The 15593-nt window shown below is 35.8% G+C and carries 18 protein-coding genes; 8 read left to right on the top strand and 10 right to left on the bottom strand.

The window, feature by feature from the left end; translation table 11 throughout:
* The first annotated feature begins 288 nt into the window (after positions 1 to 288).
* Positions 289 to 750 carry an IS200/IS605 family transposase gene (gene tnpA, locus V3Z67_RS09320; protein WP_442902264.1) on the top strand — a complete coding sequence of 154 codons (462 nt, stop codon included), beginning with the start codon at positions 289 to 291 and terminating at the stop codon, positions 748 to 750.
* A 27-nt stretch (positions 751 to 777) separates the two neighbouring features.
* Here the strand turns inward: tnpA and ytxJ are convergent, their stop codons facing one another.
* A complete protein-coding gene (ytxJ, locus tag V3Z67_RS09315) occupies positions 778 to 1176 on the bottom strand; it encodes a bacillithiol system redox-active protein YtxJ (protein ID WP_330443039.1) in 399 nt (132 codons plus the stop codon).
* Positions 1177 to 1304: 128 nt separating this feature from the next.
* On the opposite strand from ytxJ, the gene clpB reads away from it, so the two are divergent.
* The 4 genes from clpB (at position 1305) to V3Z67_RS09295 (ending at position 6482) form a co-directional block, all read left to right on the top strand.
* Complete coding sequence (gene clpB, locus V3Z67_RS09310) at positions 1305 to 3914, top strand: ATP-dependent chaperone ClpB (RefSeq protein WP_330443038.1); 2610 nt, start codon at positions 1305 to 1307, stop codon at positions 3912 to 3914.
* A 97-nt stretch (positions 3915 to 4011) separates the two neighbouring features.
* Entirely contained in the window at positions 4012 to 4857 is an 846-nt protein-coding gene (locus tag V3Z67_RS09305) for a phosphoribosyltransferase-like protein (RefSeq protein ID WP_330443037.1), read from the top strand.
* Positions 4841 to 5182, top strand: coding sequence for a hypothetical protein (locus V3Z67_RS09300; protein WP_330443036.1), 342 nt, complete (start codon positions 4841 to 4843; stop codon positions 5180 to 5182). Before V3Z67_RS09305 ends, V3Z67_RS09300 begins: the two co-directional genes overlap by 17 nt.
* Positions 5183 to 5420: 238 nt before the next feature.
* Positions 5421 to 6482: a reverse transcriptase family protein gene (locus V3Z67_RS09295; protein ID WP_330443035.1), complete on the top strand. Its 1062-nt coding sequence runs from the start codon at positions 5421 to 5423 to the stop codon at positions 6480 to 6482.
* Between the two features lie 20 nt (positions 6483 to 6502).
* Here V3Z67_RS09295 and can read toward each other — a convergent pair whose 3' ends face one another.
* From can to V3Z67_RS09275, 4 genes are all read right to left on the bottom strand, one after another.
* The gene (gene can, locus V3Z67_RS09290) at positions 6503 to 7138 is read right to left on the bottom strand and encodes a carbonate dehydratase (RefSeq protein ID WP_157481970.1); all 636 of its coding nucleotides are present in this window, start codon (positions 7136 to 7138) and stop codon (positions 6503 to 6505) included.
* A gap of 40 nt (positions 7139 to 7178) precedes the next feature.
* Positions 7179 to 8774, bottom strand: coding sequence for a SulP family inorganic anion transporter (locus tag V3Z67_RS09285; RefSeq protein ID WP_330443034.1), 1596 nt, complete (start codon positions 8772 to 8774; stop codon positions 7179 to 7181).
* 100 nt (positions 8775 to 8874) lie between these two features.
* Entirely contained in the window at positions 8875 to 9159 is a 285-nt protein-coding gene (locus V3Z67_RS09280; RefSeq protein WP_330443033.1) for a hypothetical protein, read from the bottom strand.
* A gap of 58 nt (positions 9160 to 9217) precedes the next feature.
* Entirely contained in the window at positions 9218 to 9721 is a 504-nt protein-coding gene (locus V3Z67_RS09275; RefSeq protein ID WP_330443032.1) for a Dps family protein, read from the bottom strand.
* Between the two features lie 133 nt (positions 9722 to 9854).
* On the opposite strand from V3Z67_RS09275, the gene V3Z67_RS09270 reads away from it, so the two are divergent.
* A complete protein-coding gene (locus tag V3Z67_RS09270; RefSeq protein ID WP_330443031.1) occupies positions 9855 to 10799 on the top strand; it encodes a LysR substrate-binding domain-containing protein in 945 nt (314 codons plus the stop codon).
* A gap of 50 nt (positions 10800 to 10849) precedes the next feature.
* Here the strand turns inward: V3Z67_RS09270 and V3Z67_RS09265 are convergent, their stop codons facing one another.
* The 4 genes from V3Z67_RS09265 to V3Z67_RS09250 form a co-directional block, all read right to left on the bottom strand.
* On the bottom strand, positions 10850 to 11047 hold the full coding sequence (locus V3Z67_RS09265) for a hypothetical protein (RefSeq protein WP_035131889.1): 198 nt from the start codon (positions 11045 to 11047) through the stop codon (positions 10850 to 10852).
* A 142-nt stretch (positions 11048 to 11189) separates the two neighbouring features.
* Positions 11190 to 11852, bottom strand: coding sequence for a tRNA (5-methylaminomethyl-2-thiouridine)(34)-methyltransferase MnmD (gene mnmD / locus V3Z67_RS09260; protein ID WP_330443030.1), 663 nt, complete (start codon positions 11850 to 11852; stop codon positions 11190 to 11192).
* Positions 11853 to 12314, bottom strand: coding sequence for a hypothetical protein (locus V3Z67_RS09255; RefSeq protein WP_330443029.1), 462 nt, complete (start codon positions 12312 to 12314; stop codon positions 11853 to 11855).
* Entirely contained in the window at positions 12314 to 12895 is a 582-nt protein-coding gene (locus V3Z67_RS09250) for a DUF4920 domain-containing protein (RefSeq protein WP_330443028.1), read from the bottom strand. Before V3Z67_RS09250 ends, V3Z67_RS09255 begins: the two co-directional genes overlap by 1 nt.
* A gap of 196 nt (positions 12896 to 13091) precedes the next feature.
* Here V3Z67_RS09250 and V3Z67_RS09245 point away from each other — a divergent pair, with 196 nt between their 5' ends.
* Positions 13092 to 14150 carry a branched-chain amino acid aminotransferase gene (locus tag V3Z67_RS09245; RefSeq protein ID WP_330443027.1) on the top strand — a complete coding sequence of 353 codons (1059 nt, stop codon included), beginning with the start codon at positions 13092 to 13094 and terminating at the stop codon, positions 14148 to 14150.
* A gap of 93 nt (positions 14151 to 14243) precedes the next feature.
* On the opposite strand, the gene V3Z67_RS09240 is transcribed toward V3Z67_RS09245, so the two are convergent.
* The gene (locus V3Z67_RS09240) at positions 14244 to 14627 is read right to left on the bottom strand and encodes a MazG nucleotide pyrophosphohydrolase domain-containing protein (protein WP_157481979.1); all 384 of its coding nucleotides are present in this window, start codon (positions 14625 to 14627) and stop codon (positions 14244 to 14246) included.
* A 371-nt stretch (positions 14628 to 14998) separates the two neighbouring features.
* Between V3Z67_RS09240 and V3Z67_RS09235 the strand changes: the two genes are divergently transcribed.
* Entirely contained in the window at positions 14999 to 15574 is a 576-nt protein-coding gene (locus V3Z67_RS09235; protein ID WP_330443026.1) for a hypothetical protein, read from the top strand.
* Positions 15575 to 15593 lie beyond the last annotated feature (19 nt).

The following is a 15593-nucleotide window of genomic DNA, read 5'->3' as shown; positions in this document are numbered from 1 at the left end:
CCCTAAAGGGAAACAATACGTTGTAATATCCTATTCTCTACCAATATAAAATCCCTAACGGGATTTAGAAATTAGCTTGTAATAATTTTATTAAAACCTATATGGATTTGTAATCTAGTATAAAACTCGTATTAACCCTTATTCTATTAAATAAATGTTTAGATGATTTTCTATATATAAATTATTTAATCCCTTTAGGGATTTTATCTCGGTAGAAATTTATATTATCATATTTTTTTCCGTTAGGGAATAAATAGATTTGTTATGTTTGTAGTAAACACCTTACCCATAGCAAATACCTACACTCAAATACATTTACAATTTGTTTTTGCAATTAAATATAGAGCTTCTCTAATTTCTCCTGTCTGGAAAAAAGAACTCTATCTTTATATTTCTGGCATTGTAGAAAATAACGGACATAAACTTTTAGCCATTAACGGCATGCCCGATCATATACACATTTTTATAGGAATGAGACCTACACAGTCAGTTTCTGATTTATTACAGGACATTAAACGAAACTCTTCTCTATGGATTAATAAAAAGGGATTTGTCAAGGGAAAGTTTGAATGGCAGGAAGGCTACGGAGCTTTTTCTTATAGCAAATCACATGTACAAAATGTTATCAACTATATCCACAAACAGGAAGAGCATCATAAAAAGCAATCTTTTAAGGAAGAATATCTTGAATTTCTGAAAAAATTTGACATTGACTATAATGAAAAATACATATTTCATGAGCCCCAATAATATCTACTCCAATATATTTTAAGAATATTAACTATACACTATCCTCTGTACCACACCGGCATCAATAGCACTGTGAGAAGTATCATATATTGCCTTTCCTTCTTTAATCAATATAATTTGTGGTGATTGATGCATCACATCAAATCGGTCGGCAATTTCGTTAGATATATCCCTGTGAGCCAACAGGTCTAAAAAGTACGGTTTAGCCTTATCGGCATCAATGGCATACTCCTGTTCAAACTGCTTTAAAGCCATTCGGCTAACGGCGCAGCGGGTACTGTGTTTAAAAATAATAACAGGAATTTGCTGTGACTCCTCCACTATCTCGTCTAACTGTTTTATTTCTGTTAAATCGTTCCACATTTCTGCTCCAGAACCGCTATCTTTACTGTTAGAATCACCGAATATCTTATCAAAAAAACTCATAATCGTCATGTTTTCAGACACTTTGTCTGTTTAAAAATTAATTTTTCCGGCAAAAACCGACATTTCGTCAGATTTTACTTATTGGAATATAAATTGAATAAAGTATATCAAATTTAAACAATTCGAATATGAACTTTAATAATTATACAATAAAATCTCAGGAAGCCATACAAAGAGCACAGCAAATTGCTCAGGGTTATGGCCATCAGCAAATTGAAAACGAGCACATTATAAAGGCTATTCTTGAAGTAGACGAAAATGTGACTCCGTTCTTACTTAAAAAGCTCAACGTAAATGTACAACTGTTCCAGCAAATACTGGACAGTACACTGCAAAGTTTCCCTAAAGTATCGGGAGGTGAAATGTCGTTATCCCGCGATGCGGCTACAGCATTGACAGAGGCATCAAACATTGCCCGCAAAATGAACGACGAGTTCGTTTCTATAGAGCACCTGTTACTGGCTATTTTCAATTCTAAAAGTAAAGTAGCCCAAATTTTAAAAGATCAGGGCGTTACAGAAAAAGGACTTAAAGCGGCTATTGACGAACTTCGCAAAGGAGAAAGGGTAACATCGGCCAGCGCCGAAGAAACCTACAACTCACTAAACAAATATGCTAAAAACCTTAACCAGTTGGCTAACGACGGTAAATTGGATCCGGTAATTGGTCGTGATGAGGAAATTCGCCGTGTGTTGCAAATACTTTCAAGGCGAACCAAAAACAACCCAATGCTGGTGGGTGAACCGGGTGTGGGTAAAACCGCTATTGCCGAAGGTTTGGCACACCGTATCATTCAGGGTGATGTACCCGAAAATCTTAAAAACAAAATTGTTTACTCTCTGGATATGGGTGCCCTTATTGCAGGTGCAAAATACAAAGGTGAGTTTGAAGAAAGACTTAAATCGGTTGTAAAGGAAGTTACTTCTGCAGAGGGTGATATCGTACTATTTATAGATGAGATTCATACTCTTGTGGGTGCAGGTGGTGGTGAAGGTGCTATGGATGCCGCAAACATCCTTAAACCTGCCCTTGCCCGCGGTGAACTAAGAGCCATAGGTGCCACTACGCTTGATGAGTACCAAAAATACTTTGAAAAAGACAAAGCACTGGAACGTCGTTTCCAAAAAGTATTGGTAGACGAACCGGATACCGAAAGTGCCATTTCCATACTACGTGGTATTAAGGAAAAATATGAAACCCATCATCAGGTACGTATTAAAGATGATGCTATTATAGCTGCGGTGGAGCTTTCACAACGTTATATTACCAACCGTTTCCTACCCGATAAGGCTATCGACCTTATGGATGAGGCGGCATCAAAACTACGTATGGAAATCAATTCCAAACCGGAAGAACTGGATGTACTGGACCGTAAAATAATGCAGCTTGAAATTGAGATTGAAGCCATTAAACGTGAAAACGATGAAACAAAACTTAAATCGTTAGGACTGGAACTGGCTAACCTTAAGGAAGAACGCAACGAGATATATGCCCGATGGAAAAGCGAAAAGGATATTGTAGACAACATTCAGGCTACAAAAACAGAAGTGGAAAACTTTAAACTGGAAGCCGAACGTGCCGAACGTGAAGGTGACTACGGTAAAGTAGCCGAGCTTCGTTATGGTAAAATCAAAGAGGCTCAAGAGAAACTGGACGAAATGGAGAAACAGCTTCAGGAAAGCCAAAAAGGAAACAGCCTTATAAAAGAGGAAGTTACCAACGAGGATATTGCCGAAGTTGTTGCCAAATGGACGGGTATACCGGTAACCAAAATGCTACAGAGTGAGCGCGAAAAACTACTCCATTTGGAAGAAGAGCTGCACAAACGTGTTGTGGGGCAGGAAGAGGCTATACAAGCTGTGAGTGATGCCGTAAGACGTAGCCGTGCCGGGTTACAGGATCAAAAGAAACCTATTGGTTCGTTCCTGTTCCTTGGTACAACCGGTGTAGGTAAAACCGAACTTGCCAAAGCCCTTGCCTCCTACCTGTTTGATGATGAAAATGCCATGACACGTATTGACATGAGCGAATATCAGGAGCGTCACAGTGTGAGCAGGCTGGTAGGTGCGCCTCCGGGATATGTGGGATATGATGAGGGCGGACAGCTTACCGAAGCCGTAAGGAGAAAACCATACAGCGTGGTACTGCTTGATGAGATAGAAAAAGCCCACCCTGATACCTTTAACATACTGTTACAGGTGCTTGATGAAGGTCGTTTAACGGATAATAAAGGACGCTTAGCCGACTTTAGGAATACCATTATCATAATGACCTCAAACATGGGTAGCGGCATTATACAGGAGAAATTTGAAAACCTTAAAAGTAGTATTGAAGCGGCTACCGAGGCAGCTAAAACCGAAGTGCTTGGATTGCTGAAACAAACCGTAAGGCCGGAGTTTATAAACCGTATTGATGATATAGTAATGTTCACTCCGCTTTCACAGGATAACATTAGGGAAATTGTAAGCCTTCAGCTTAAATCGGTTACCAAACTGTTGTCTAAGCAAAACATTACACTCGATGCTACTCCTGAAGCTATTGACTACCTAGCCAAACGAGGTTATGATCCTGATTTTGGAGCACGACCTGTAAAACGTGTAATACAAAAAGAGGTGATGAACGAACTGTCTAAAGAAATTCTTAGCGGTAAGGTTACCACCGATAGTATTATACTACTGGATAGTTTTGACGGTAATCTGGTTTTCAGGAATCAAACCCCGGAAAAGGATAGTGAATAATAGTAGTAAATATAAAAATGAAAAGGGACGCTTATCAGCGTCCCTTTTTTATAAACATTTTCTATATATTTGTTTTTAATAACATACATCACCTTACATGATACATAATAAAGAAGATTATAATAATCTGATAAAACTCTATATGCACCAAGAGTGGCTCATCACAAAAAAAGTTGAGATGTATGATTTATTAGGTATTTGTGATACTTCTGTACACAAAAATCTCATTTTTTCTTTATTAGAAAGATTCTACTACCTAAATGGAGAGAAATTAAACTATTTATATAATGAAATCTGTGATTACATTATCAATGAATCTGGTTTTGACGAAAACTCTACTCAATTACTATCATTAACATATGATGATGAAGCTGACAGCAGTCAAAGGATAATTGATAGCATTAAAGTACCACTTTATAAAGCAGGGTGGAAAAACTTCAAAACAGTTAATCTTTTTGGAAAAGGTGTAAGCAACTATAAGAAAGGAAAAAATCAAATTTTAATTATAGATGAATTTATTGGCAGCGGAAGCACTTTATCAACAAGACTTGATTGGTTAAAAAAGAATATAATTGGTGATTTTGAGCTCAAATGTTGCTTTTTAGCAGGTATTAAAAGTTCTGTAGACATATTAAGAAATAAAGGTATTGAAATCTTTTGCCCTTTAGAACTTGACAAAGGTATAAGTGAATTTTATAAAGGAAACGAATTGATTGAAATGGAAAAAGCCATGCAAAGCATGGAATCCAAACTTGCCGAAAAAATAAATGAAAAAGAATTATCTGAATATTCATTTGGATACGGTAACGCTCAGGCCCTATATAGCATGGAAGGCTGCCAAGGTAACACACCTAACTCAGTTTTCCCTATCTTTTGGTGGACAAAGGATAAAAATGATTCTGAAAGAAAAACAATCTTAACAAGATATGAAACAGGTTTCTAATATGAATAAAACTGAAAGAATAATATTGAAAGATCTCTATGAAAGTACAAATGGTTTATATACTTATACATTCTTTTCGAGATATAAAATAGAGCCTGAAGCTATATTTTTTTTCATAAAAAAATATAGTGAAAAAAAAATACTAGAATACAATAATGACAGATTAAATCTAACATCAGAAGGCAGAGATATAATACTAAAGCAATTATTTAATAATAAACCTGAAAAAGGAAAATTTAATAATATTCCATCAGATTTTTTAAAAGAAAGAATTAATATTAACTCTCCTTATTTACCAAATTTATTTAAATTTAACAAGAAATAAACCCAAAGAAGGTGGAAATGAAACTAGCATATTGAAAGCGAGTCGCTTTTACAAGTTAAAGTCAAATTCAACCGAGATCAAAACAAATCAAAGATTTATTTTGATATCTCACTAGGCAAAGCCTAGATTCGCTCCCAATAATTAAGCTTTATTGGCGCGAGGCTCCAATAAAGCTTAATTATTGGGGTCGCTAAAGGAATGAAAGTAGTTCTTCCACCTTCTATTTTTATATTATATTTTGAATAGTAAACCCTTAAATACAACTAATGAATGGAAACTTTTTTTTAAAAAGAAAGGTGTTTCTAATGATGTTATTGAAAAGTATTTAGAATATATATATCCTTTACTATCAAATAAAGTTCCTATAATATTCGAATTTGATCATTTAAGTCTATTACTTGGCAGACAAATTGATTATCTAGCTTCTGTAATTAATAGTCCTGATAATCATTACACATCTTTTAATCTATTAAAAAGAACCGGAGGAAGTCGAGAAATAACAATACCCTATCCGGCTCTTTTAGAAATGCAATATTGGATATACAATAATATCTTAAAAAAAATTAGTATTGACTCTTCAGCACATGGGTTTGCGAAAAAAAAATCTATTATCACTAATGCAAAAGTTCATATTGGTCAAGAAGAAATTTTAAAATTAGATTTAAAAGACTTTTTCCCTTCTATAAATATTAATAGAATAATACACATATTTAAAAGCTTAGGGTATTCAAATCATATTTCTTTTTACTTAGCTTCAATATGTTCATATAACAAATCTTTACCTCAAGGTTCACCAACAAGTCCTCAAATAAGCAATATAGTTGCCAAAAAATTAGACAAAAGATTAATATCATTATCCAAAAAATTAAATTTAAAATACACTCGTTATGCCGATGATTTAACATTTTCTGGTAAACATATTTCTGTAAAGACTATTGAATATATAACAGAAATAATAATTGATGAAGGCTTTGAAGTTAATAAACACAAAACTAGACTATATAAAAAGCCCGGCAAAAGAATAATAACTGGTGTTTCTGTCAAAAAGGACAGTATTAATATTCCATCAACATATAAAAGAAATCTAAAACAAGAACTATATTATATTTTCAAATATGGGTACGAATCTCACATATCAAAAAAGAAAATAAAAAAATATAATTACTTACTTTCTTTAATAGGAAAGGTTAATTACTGGTTATCTATAGAGCCTGATAATCATTATGCAATAAATGCTAAAATAGAATTAGAAAAAATTTATTCATCAATCTATTTTTCAAATAAAAAAAGGGACGCTTAACAGCGTCCCTTTTTTTATTGTTAAAGGCTAAGGCGATATACCTTATCCAAATCATTGTTATCGCTTACGTTAACCCCAAGGTCTTTTACAATCCCCGAGCCTACTCCATATACCCATCCGTGTAGGTGAAGCGACTGTCCGTTTTTCCACGCACCCTGTACGATAGATGTCTTAGCAAGGTCATACACCTGCTCTTTTACGTTTATCTCTACAAAGGTGTTAAAACGATCGTCCTCGTTTACAATTGAATCAAGGTATGTTTTATGATGACGGTAAACATCTTTAATATGCCTAATCCAGTTATCAATTAACCCTATCGAAGCATTACCCATAGCAGCCTTAACGCCACCACAACCATAATGTCCGCATACAATAACGTGCTTTACTTTAAGTACATTAACAGCATAATCCAGTACGCTAAGCATGTTCATATCAGAGTGAACAACCATATTGGCAATGTTACGGTGTACAAACACCTCTCCCGGCTGTGCTCCTACAATTTCATTTGCAGGCACACGGCTGTCACTGCATCCTATCCATAACAACGGTGGCGACTGCCCCTCGGCAAGCCTTGCAAAATACTCAGGGTCATTGTCAATTTTGCTCTCAACCCATTTCTTGTTGTTTTCCAATAATTGTTTATAAAACTCGCTCATATTTATTTTAGTAAATTATATTCTTTAAACTTAGTTGTTTTTAGTGTTCCTTTTTAGTGTGTTCGAAAAAAACATGTTCAGTATCATCCAGGTCATAAGCATCCTTAAAGCCTACCAGCTGTACCTGTATGTTATTTTCTTTGGCACGTATATTTTTAAATTCTTTGATAAGATCCTGTACATCATGGGCTATATATACAGTATCTGATGCATTTATAACCACTTTTGAGTTTTCAGGAATATCGTTTAAGGTAGATTTTATTGCTGCCTTGTTAAGGAAAGACACTTCCTGTGCCAATTCTATATGTATTACATCGCCTTCCTCATACGCTTCTTTCCTAAAATGGTAAGCCCTTTGCAGGTTACCTTTCAGGATAAATATAATACTTATAACCATACCAAGTGCTACGCCTTTTAAAAGGTCGATCGCTACAACGGCAATAAGTGTAGCCACAAATGGTATAAGCTGGTATTTCCCTTTTTTCCAGAAAAGCTTCAACTTAGCAGGGTTTGCCAGTTTGTAACCTATAAGCAACAGCACAGCTGCCAGTGTAGCAAGCGGAATTCTGTTTAGTACAAAAGGAATAGCTAGTACACATATCAGTAATAAAAATCCGTGAATTACTGCCGACATCTTGGTTTTTGCTCCCGAGCTGGCATTGGCCGAAGAACGTACTACTACCGATGTAATAGGCAGTCCGCCAATAAAGCCGCTTACCATATTACCTATACCCTGAGCCTTAAGCTCCCGGTTAGTATCAGTATAACGTTTCTGTACGTCCATCCTGTCGGAGGCCTCAATACAAAGCAATGTCTCTACCGATGCTACTACGGCAATGGTAGCTGCCGATATCCAAACATCAGGATTTGTAATAACAGAAAAATCAGGGGTGATTATAAAACCGGCTATATCGCTAAAAGACTCCGGCACCGGTAAAGTAACCAGGTGCTCACTGCTTAAAGCGAAATGACTTCCCGTTCTTGTAAAAATCTCGTTAAGTAGTATACCGGTAATTACCGCCACAAGGGCTCCCGGTAACAGTTTCAGTTTTTTTAGCGCAGGTACTCTCTCCCATACTATGAGTATAAGCAGGGATATAATGGTAATGATAACCGCTCCGCCCTCAAAACGCTGAATAATATCGGGGATATCCGAGAAAGGATTACCTCCGTCCAGCCTGAAAAGCGATTCGTTACCGTCATAACTTTTATCATACCCTACAGCATGTTCCATCTGTTTGATAATGATAATAACCCCAATCCCCGCAAGCATACCCTCTATCACATTGGCAGGTATATAATTGGAAATACTACCTGCTTTTAAGAAGCCCAGTGCAAGCTGAATTACCCCCGAAAGGAATACAGCTAGCAAGAACGCCTCAAAAGAGCCAAGGGTAGCAATTGCTGTTAATACTATGGCGATAAGCCCGGCAGCAGGACCGGATACACTTATGTGTGAATTGCTAAGAAAACCTATTACAATACCACCTACCACACCGGCAATAACACCCGATAATGGTGGCGCACCCGAAGCGAGGGCAATACCAAGACACAGCGGTAAAGCCACTAAAAAAACAACGAGACCTGAAGGAAAATCAGACTTAAAATTGGCAAAAAGATTATTCTTTTTTGTCATAACCGATAAAATATAATACAATTAATACAGTATTAAACATCTGCAACAAGCAGACATCCCATTCAAAACCAACTACATAGAAATAGCGGCAGTAATTGAATTATACTCTCTCGGGAGGTGGAGAAAAAATATCTCCAAAGGCATTATCAAGCCTAAGGAGATATTTTGAATTTATAACTTTAGATTTTTTTTCAACTATAATAAGAGGCATTTCGAACTCCGTTTCGGGTCCGGCTTTAATCTCTTTTATTTCTTTGTGAATTTCTTCCTCATTAAGGCTGTATACCATAGAAATATCCGTATCATCTTCCAAAAGGCTTATAACCGTAGGGGTTGCCAGGAATGACAGAAAAAGGAATATTACTATTTTTACAATAAATTTCACATTGCTAAAATAGCGAATATATTTTAAACGGTTCTAAATAAGTTTTTAATTCCGTATGTTAAATTTCCTCTTCGCTCCAAGCCTTCATCATCCAGATGGTTTTTTCCTGCTCGGTAATAAAATCACTCATCATAGAATTTGTACCCTCATCATTAATTTTATCACTTTCGTCCAGTATCACCCTTTCTATCTTTAATAAATCGCTTAATGAGCTCATAATAAGCTGAACAGCATCTACATCTTTAGAAACATTTTTACCTACTTCAAGTCTGTTATTTTTAATATAATCTTCAAAAGTATGTAAAGGTGTTCCTCCCAGTGTAAGTACCCTTTCTGCTATCATATCTATTTTTAGCTGGGCATCATTATATAATTCTTCAAATTTTACATGCAGGTCAAAAAAACGTTTACCGCGAATATTCCAGTGTATTCCTCTCAGGTTTTGGTAATATACCTGGAAGTTAGATAAAAGTATATTTAACTCTGCTGCAATAACTTCAGTTTCTTTTACTGGTAAACCCAATATGTTCGTGGCTTCTGTTTTCTCTTTTTTCGTTTTCATGTTTTACTTTTTATATTATTTATTAGGTTATCTACACTCTCAAAGTTACAGAAAATAACCTTAAAAAAATATAAGCGTTATCGATGATTTTTATAATTTTATCATAAAAATCTATACTTAACACTTTTTAATAATGACCATAACTCAACTGCACTATGTATTGGCTGTAGCCGAATACAAAAACTTTACACTTGCTGCCGAAAAATGCTTTGTAACCCAGCCCACCCTGAGTATGCAAATACAAAAACTGGAGGAAGAACTGGACGTACAAATTTTTGACAGGGGTAAAAAGCCTATTCAGTTAACCGATGTGGGTCAGCAAATTGTAACACAGGCAAGGAGTATTGTCAACGAGTCTAACCGTATTAAAGATATAGTAGACCAACAAAAGGGATACATAGGCGGTGATTTTAAAATAGGTATTATACCAACAGTTATGCCTACCCTACTCCCTATGTTTATTACCAACTTTACTAATAAGTACCCAAAGGTGAATCTTATTATTGAAGAACGAACTACGGAGGAGATTATAAAAATGCTGAAAAGCGGTCAGCTTGATGCAGCTATAGCAGCTACCCCGCTTAGTGAGGAAAGTATTAAGGAAGTGGTACTGTACTACGAACCGTTTGTGGCTTACATACCGGAAAACAACCCGGCTTTTGGTAAAAAAGAATTTAGTGTAAAAGACCTTGAAGATAACCTAAACAATATACTACTGTTACAGGACGGACATTGTTTCCGTAATAATGTGCTAAACATTTGTAAGGCGGCATCACTGCCACAGCATAATCGTTTCCACCTGGAAAGCGGAAGCTTTGAGACAATGGTTAAACTAGCCGACGAAGGTTTAGGGATGACGCTGTTACCATACCTTCATACTCTGGATATGAGTGAAAAAGGCAAATCAAAACTACGTCACTTTACCGAACCAAGACCATCCAGAGAAGTAAGTTTAATATACTCCAAAAAGGAGCTTAAACTACACCTTATAGAGGCATTGCGTACCACCATAACAGGAGTTGTTAGAGGGGCTATTGCCTTCCATAATGTAGAGATTACTTCTCCGCTTCATAAGTAATTATAAAGTGGTTATAAAATAAAAAGGAGCCTTGTGGGCTCCTTTAATTTTTATTGTTCTACATATATAAGACAAGCTTTTAATTCAGGCTTTTCAGTCGTAAAATTATTAAGCCAGTCTACAAGCTGTTCTACCTCATATGGTAATAACAACTTAATTGCTTTTTCTACTTCCTTACAAAACAACTTTGGGTCAAAACTTACGCTTTCCAAAATTGTTTTTGTGTAAGCAAACATACTTCTGGGCATAATTAAAAAAATAATATTGTGTTAAATGGTTAGTGCTTCTATTAGAATGCATGTAAAGATAATAATAAAAATAACATATCGATGAAAATTAACTATATCGATTGCGTTAAAATTCTAATTAACTCAAAGTTTTAACATAATATTAATGTTTAAATGCCCTTAGCATTTCTCTTTTTCCGGGTGGCCCGGGAAGTTTTTCTGTAGTAAAACCCGCTTCCTGCATAGCTTTTTTAATACTTGTTCTGCATGCATAGGTTACCAGTACACTATTGGTTTTTAAAGCCTTATACATTTTAGAAAAAATTTCGGCAGTCCACAATTCGGGTTGGGCATTAAAGCCAAAAGCGTCAAAATAGACAATATCATACAATTCGACATCTTCTATCTCACTAAAAAACTGTTTCCTTTTTAGTAAAGTAAACTTATCATTTATTTCAACCTGTTTTTCCCATTTGGTACCGTGCATGGCCTCAAAAACGGCACTGTGTTGTTGCGCTTCAAGCTGCTCTACATAGTTAAGCAGTTTTACCTCATTTGCTTCTACCGGATAAGCCTCTACCCCTGTGTAGTTAATTTGTTGCCCTGTTTTAACCGACTCCAAAAAAGTAATAAAAGCATTAAGCCCTGTACCGAAGCCTATTTCTAAAACAGAAACAGGCCGATCCTGTAGTAAGGTCAGCCCGTTTTGTATAAAAACATGATACGCCTCTTGGATAGCTCCAAATTTAGAGTGGTAACTTTCCTTCATATCAGGAAGATGTATTGTTACCGATCCGTCCAGCGTTTGTATAATTTCTCTTTTCAATTACTTAATGTATAATTTTTTAATCCTAGGTATAGGACCGCCACATTTAGATGCATGACAGTTAAGGCATGAGGTTACCCCTTCATTAAAGCGATCCTTAACGTTAACCGTATCAATATAAATACGCTTTTGAGCCTCAATATACTCTTTGGCATGCTCTTCAAAAAAAAGATCACGATCTGACTCATCAGTCATCAAAGTAGTATGTATCCTTAAAAAATGTTTTGGAAAAGCCCCTATGGTATCCCCTTTTATAATACGTTCCCTTAGCCTCATGTTGTCAACATACATCTGTTCCATTAAAGCCGCCATTGGAGACATTTCATACATCTCAAATTTCTTTTCGGCTTTAGCTTCCTTTACAGGAGCTTCAGCCTCCGGAGCAGCTTCTTTGACCGTTTTATCGTTACATGATGCCAGCATTATAAAGGCCGACAATACCGGTAATAACTTCCTTCCCATTATTTAGTGATTAAAACACCATCGGCCATAAAGCCGTATGTTATTTCCGGTTCAGTAATTTTAGCAATCTCAGCCTCTGATTTACCTCCGTCTTTAGCATAATGCCTTAACTCATTTACCGATATTTCACTAACAAAAGCCTTACCGCTTACAACAGCGTCCTGCCCTGCAGCGTTTAACGGTACAAAGAATGCATAATCTTTAAACTTCACGAAAGATTCGTTTTCATCTTCAAGTCCTAACGACATCCAGCAGCCTTTCTTTTGGCAAACATCGTTTATATGAGCACGAAATTTTACATTAACCGTATCGCCCGGTTTAAGGCTTTTGTACTTGGCAAACATTTCTTTGTTTGTTAATGCCTGACTGGCATCAATTTCATCGCCAAAAGATGCATATAAACCATCGTTTGTTGTTGCATCAATATGTAATGCCTCTTCATCTTCGTTAATAGAATCGGTATCAATGTTTATTGCTCCGTTTTCAGTTTCAACAACAGTGTCTTCTGATTCCACATTTGTATTGTTTTTACAGGCTGTAAGTGCCAAAAGTAATGACACTGCAAATAATGATTTTTTCATTTTTTTTAGCGAATTATGTTTAGTGTATGCAAATTTATACAGAAAATTATAAAGGCTGCAAAAAGCTAAGCATTATTTATTTTTCTAACATCCAATAATTTACACCCGTTTTACTGCGTATTTTTTAACAAATTCTGCTTTTTGGACTTTTTTTAGTAAATTTGCAAGAACACTACTATTATAACTAATCTAATAAATGAACGAAAACGACATTACAGTAAACCTTGCCCCAGGTTCTAAAATTGATTCAGTTGATTTTGAGAATCTTACTTTCGGCAACGTGTTTACCGACCACATGCTTATTTGTGATTACAAAAACGGTGTGTGGGATAAGCCTGTTATCAAACCTTATGAACCTTTTTTAATAGATCCGTCTGCAAAAGTATTCCATTATGGTCAGGCCATTTTTGAAGGCATGAAAGCCTATAAAGATGATAATGACGATGTATGGTTATTCCGTCCGGATCAAAATTATGAGCGTTTCAACAAGTCGGCCACAAGGCTTGCAATGCCTGAAGTACCTGAAAATGTATTTATGGACGGACTTAAAAAGCTTATTGAAATTGAAAAGGCATGGGTACAAAAAGGCAAAGGTAATTCGCTTTATATCCGTCCGTTTATGATAGCAACAGGACCTGGTGTTTTAGCCGCTCCTGCTAACTATTATCGATTCATGATTATACTTTCTCCTGCTAAGTCATACTACTCAGGAGAGGTTAAAGTACTTATAGCCGAACATTTTAGCCGTGCTGCAAATGGTGGTATTGGTGCTGCAAAAGCGGCAGGTAACTATTCGGCACAGTTCTACCCTACTAAGTTAGCTAACGAGCAGGGGTACCAGCAGGTAATATGGACTGACGATGCTACACATACCAAGCTTGAAGAAGCAGGTACAATGAATGTATTCTTCAGGATAAACGATACGCTTTATACTGCTCCAACCAGCGAAAGAATTCTTGACGGTGTTACCAGAAAGAGTCTTATTGAGGTTGCTAAAAGAGAAGGTATTAATGTAGAGGTTCGCCCGGTACTGGTTAGCGAGCTTATAGAAGCTGCCGAAAACGGTACTCTACAGGAAATATTTGGTGCAGGCACAGCCGCTGTAGTAAATCCTATTGTAGGCTTTAGCTACAAGGAGAAGTACTACGAGTTACCAAAACTGGAAAATTCTGTAGCATTATTCCTTAAAGAGAAATTAAACAATATACAGTATAAACTTGCCGAAGATACCTTTGGCTGGACTGTAAAAATATAATTGCCTTTAAACAGGTATAAAAAAGCCTCAGCAAATGCTGAGGCTTTTTATTTATTTTGTGCTTAGTGTGCTGTATAACTTCTAAACTGAATACTATTTAAGTATTTCTTCAAAGTTTGGTTTAAAGTAGTTAGGACCTTTCATTACCTTACCGTCTTCACGGTAAATAGGCTTACCATCCTCACCCAGTTTACTCATATTACTACGCTGAATTTCATCAAAAACCTCTTCAATTTTATGCTGTAGTCCGTGTTCAATAATAGTTCCGCATAAAATATAAAGCATATCGCCCAGAGCATCGGCAATTTCTGTAAGATCATTATTTTGTACAGCCTCAAGGTATTCCTCATTCTCCTCTTTCATTAGGTTAAACCTTAGCATATTTACAGCCTCTCCTAAATCGGCTTTAGGCTGTTCGCTTATTCCTAATCCAAAAGCACTGTGAAACTCCTTTACGGCATCTAATTGTTTTTTCATGATAATCGTATTTTAAGTTTTAAAAGTATAGAAAATTAAACAGGCTTATTGTAGCTTTGCAAAAAAGATTTCAACATGTTTAGTACAGGCCAATTGTATTTTGCTGCATTTTTCGTTGTAGTGTTTGTAGCAGTCATGATATACGTTTACAGGAAAGACCTTAAACTTCACAAAAAATATTATAAAGGAAGTTACTGGATACTAATAGCTTTCCTTGCATTTATAGCAATTTTATTCTGCATTAAGTATTTTGTAAAAGAATAATCTTACTAAAATTGTTAAAAAATTAAAATTAAAATCCCCTCTAATGGGGATTTTTTTATTACCTTTTGTGTTACAATTTTGTAAACCAACCTTTTAAAACAAAAAATATGAGTGCAACAAATCCCTATGAAACATCAGGAACTTACAGCTCTGCATCAAGGAGCTTAAATCTGGACTTCCACATCACAAAAGAAGATCCTTTAAACAAGTATCAGTTTTACCAGAAGTTTGACATCTCACAAACCATAACCGATGAAAACGGCGACCAAAAGTATTTAAGTGCCGTTTTGATTTTTATGAAAAAGAAAACTGATAACGGAGGAACATTACTAACAAACCTGTCTAACCACAACCTATTGGTTAACAATAGTGATTTAATCCCTTACAGTTCAGAAACATTTGATTATGATGCTGAAGAAGCAGTAGTAGTTCTTTTCCATGATAACACTTTTAACATTGCTTATGCTACTTATTTCTATACTATACTAAATAGCATGTACAACGATATGAAAAAAAACGGACTGACTTTTAAGCGTCAACAGGCACCTGATTTTAAAGCGTTGTCTATCCCTAAAGCAAATATCCCTAACCTTCATAACGATAATCTTGACGACGACGATTTCCCGTTCATCAGACCACGAACTGCAGGTTTAACCATAATTAAAAGAAGCTTTACACCATAACATTGAAAATACATATACA

Source organism: Flavobacterium sp. C4GT6, assembly GCF_036347315.1.
Lineage (GTDB): Bacteria > Bacteroidota > Bacteroidia > Flavobacteriales > Flavobacteriaceae > Flavobacterium.
The sequence above is the reverse complement of the archived record's forward strand: the minus strand, read 5'-3'. Positions and strand labels throughout refer to the sequence as shown.

Excerpts from the sequence above, each read along its gene's own strand:
- ytxJ (WP_330443039.1), bottom strand. The coding sequence starts at position 1,176 with ATGAGTTTTTTTGATAAGATATTCGGTGATTCTAACAGTAAAGATAGC.
- clpB (WP_330443038.1), top strand. The coding sequence starts at position 1,305 with ATGAACTTTAATAATTATACAATAAAATCTCAGGAAGCCATACAAAGA.
- V3Z67_RS09305 (WP_330443037.1), top strand. The coding sequence starts at position 4,012 with ATGATACATAATAAAGAAGATTATAATAATCTGATAAAACTCTATATG.
- V3Z67_RS09300 (WP_330443036.1), top strand. The coding sequence starts at position 4,841 with ATGAAACAGGTTTCTAATATGAATAAAACTGAAAGAATAATATTGAAA.
- can (WP_157481970.1), bottom strand. The coding sequence starts at position 7,138 with ATGAGCGAGTTTTATAAACAATTATTGGAAAACAACAAGAAATGGGTT.
- V3Z67_RS09285 (WP_330443034.1), bottom strand. The coding sequence starts at position 8,774 with ATGACAAAAAAGAATAATCTTTTTGCCAATTTTAAGTCTGATTTTCCT.
- V3Z67_RS09275 (WP_330443032.1), bottom strand. The coding sequence starts at position 9,721 with ATGAAAACGAAAAAAGAGAAAACAGAAGCCACGAACATATTGGGTTTA.
- V3Z67_RS09270 (WP_330443031.1), top strand. The coding sequence starts at position 9,855 with ATGACCATAACTCAACTGCACTATGTATTGGCTGTAGCCGAATACAAA.
- V3Z67_RS09265 (WP_035131889.1), bottom strand. The coding sequence starts at position 11,047 with ATGCCCAGAAGTATGTTTGCTTACACAAAAACAATTTTGGAAAGCGTA.
- V3Z67_RS09255 (WP_330443029.1), bottom strand. The coding sequence starts at position 12,314 with ATGGGAAGGAAGTTATTACCGGTATTGTCGGCCTTTATAATGCTGGCA.
- V3Z67_RS09250 (WP_330443028.1), bottom strand. The coding sequence starts at position 12,895 with ATGAAAAAATCATTATTTGCAGTGTCATTACTTTTGGCACTTACAGCC.
- V3Z67_RS09245 (WP_330443027.1), top strand. The coding sequence starts at position 13,092 with ATGAACGAAAACGACATTACAGTAAACCTTGCCCCAGGTTCTAAAATT.
- V3Z67_RS09240 (WP_157481979.1), bottom strand. The coding sequence starts at position 14,627 with ATGAAAAAACAATTAGATGCCGTAAAGGAGTTTCACAGTGCTTTTGGA.
- V3Z67_RS09235 (WP_330443026.1), top strand. The coding sequence starts at position 14,999 with ATGAGTGCAACAAATCCCTATGAAACATCAGGAACTTACAGCTCTGCA.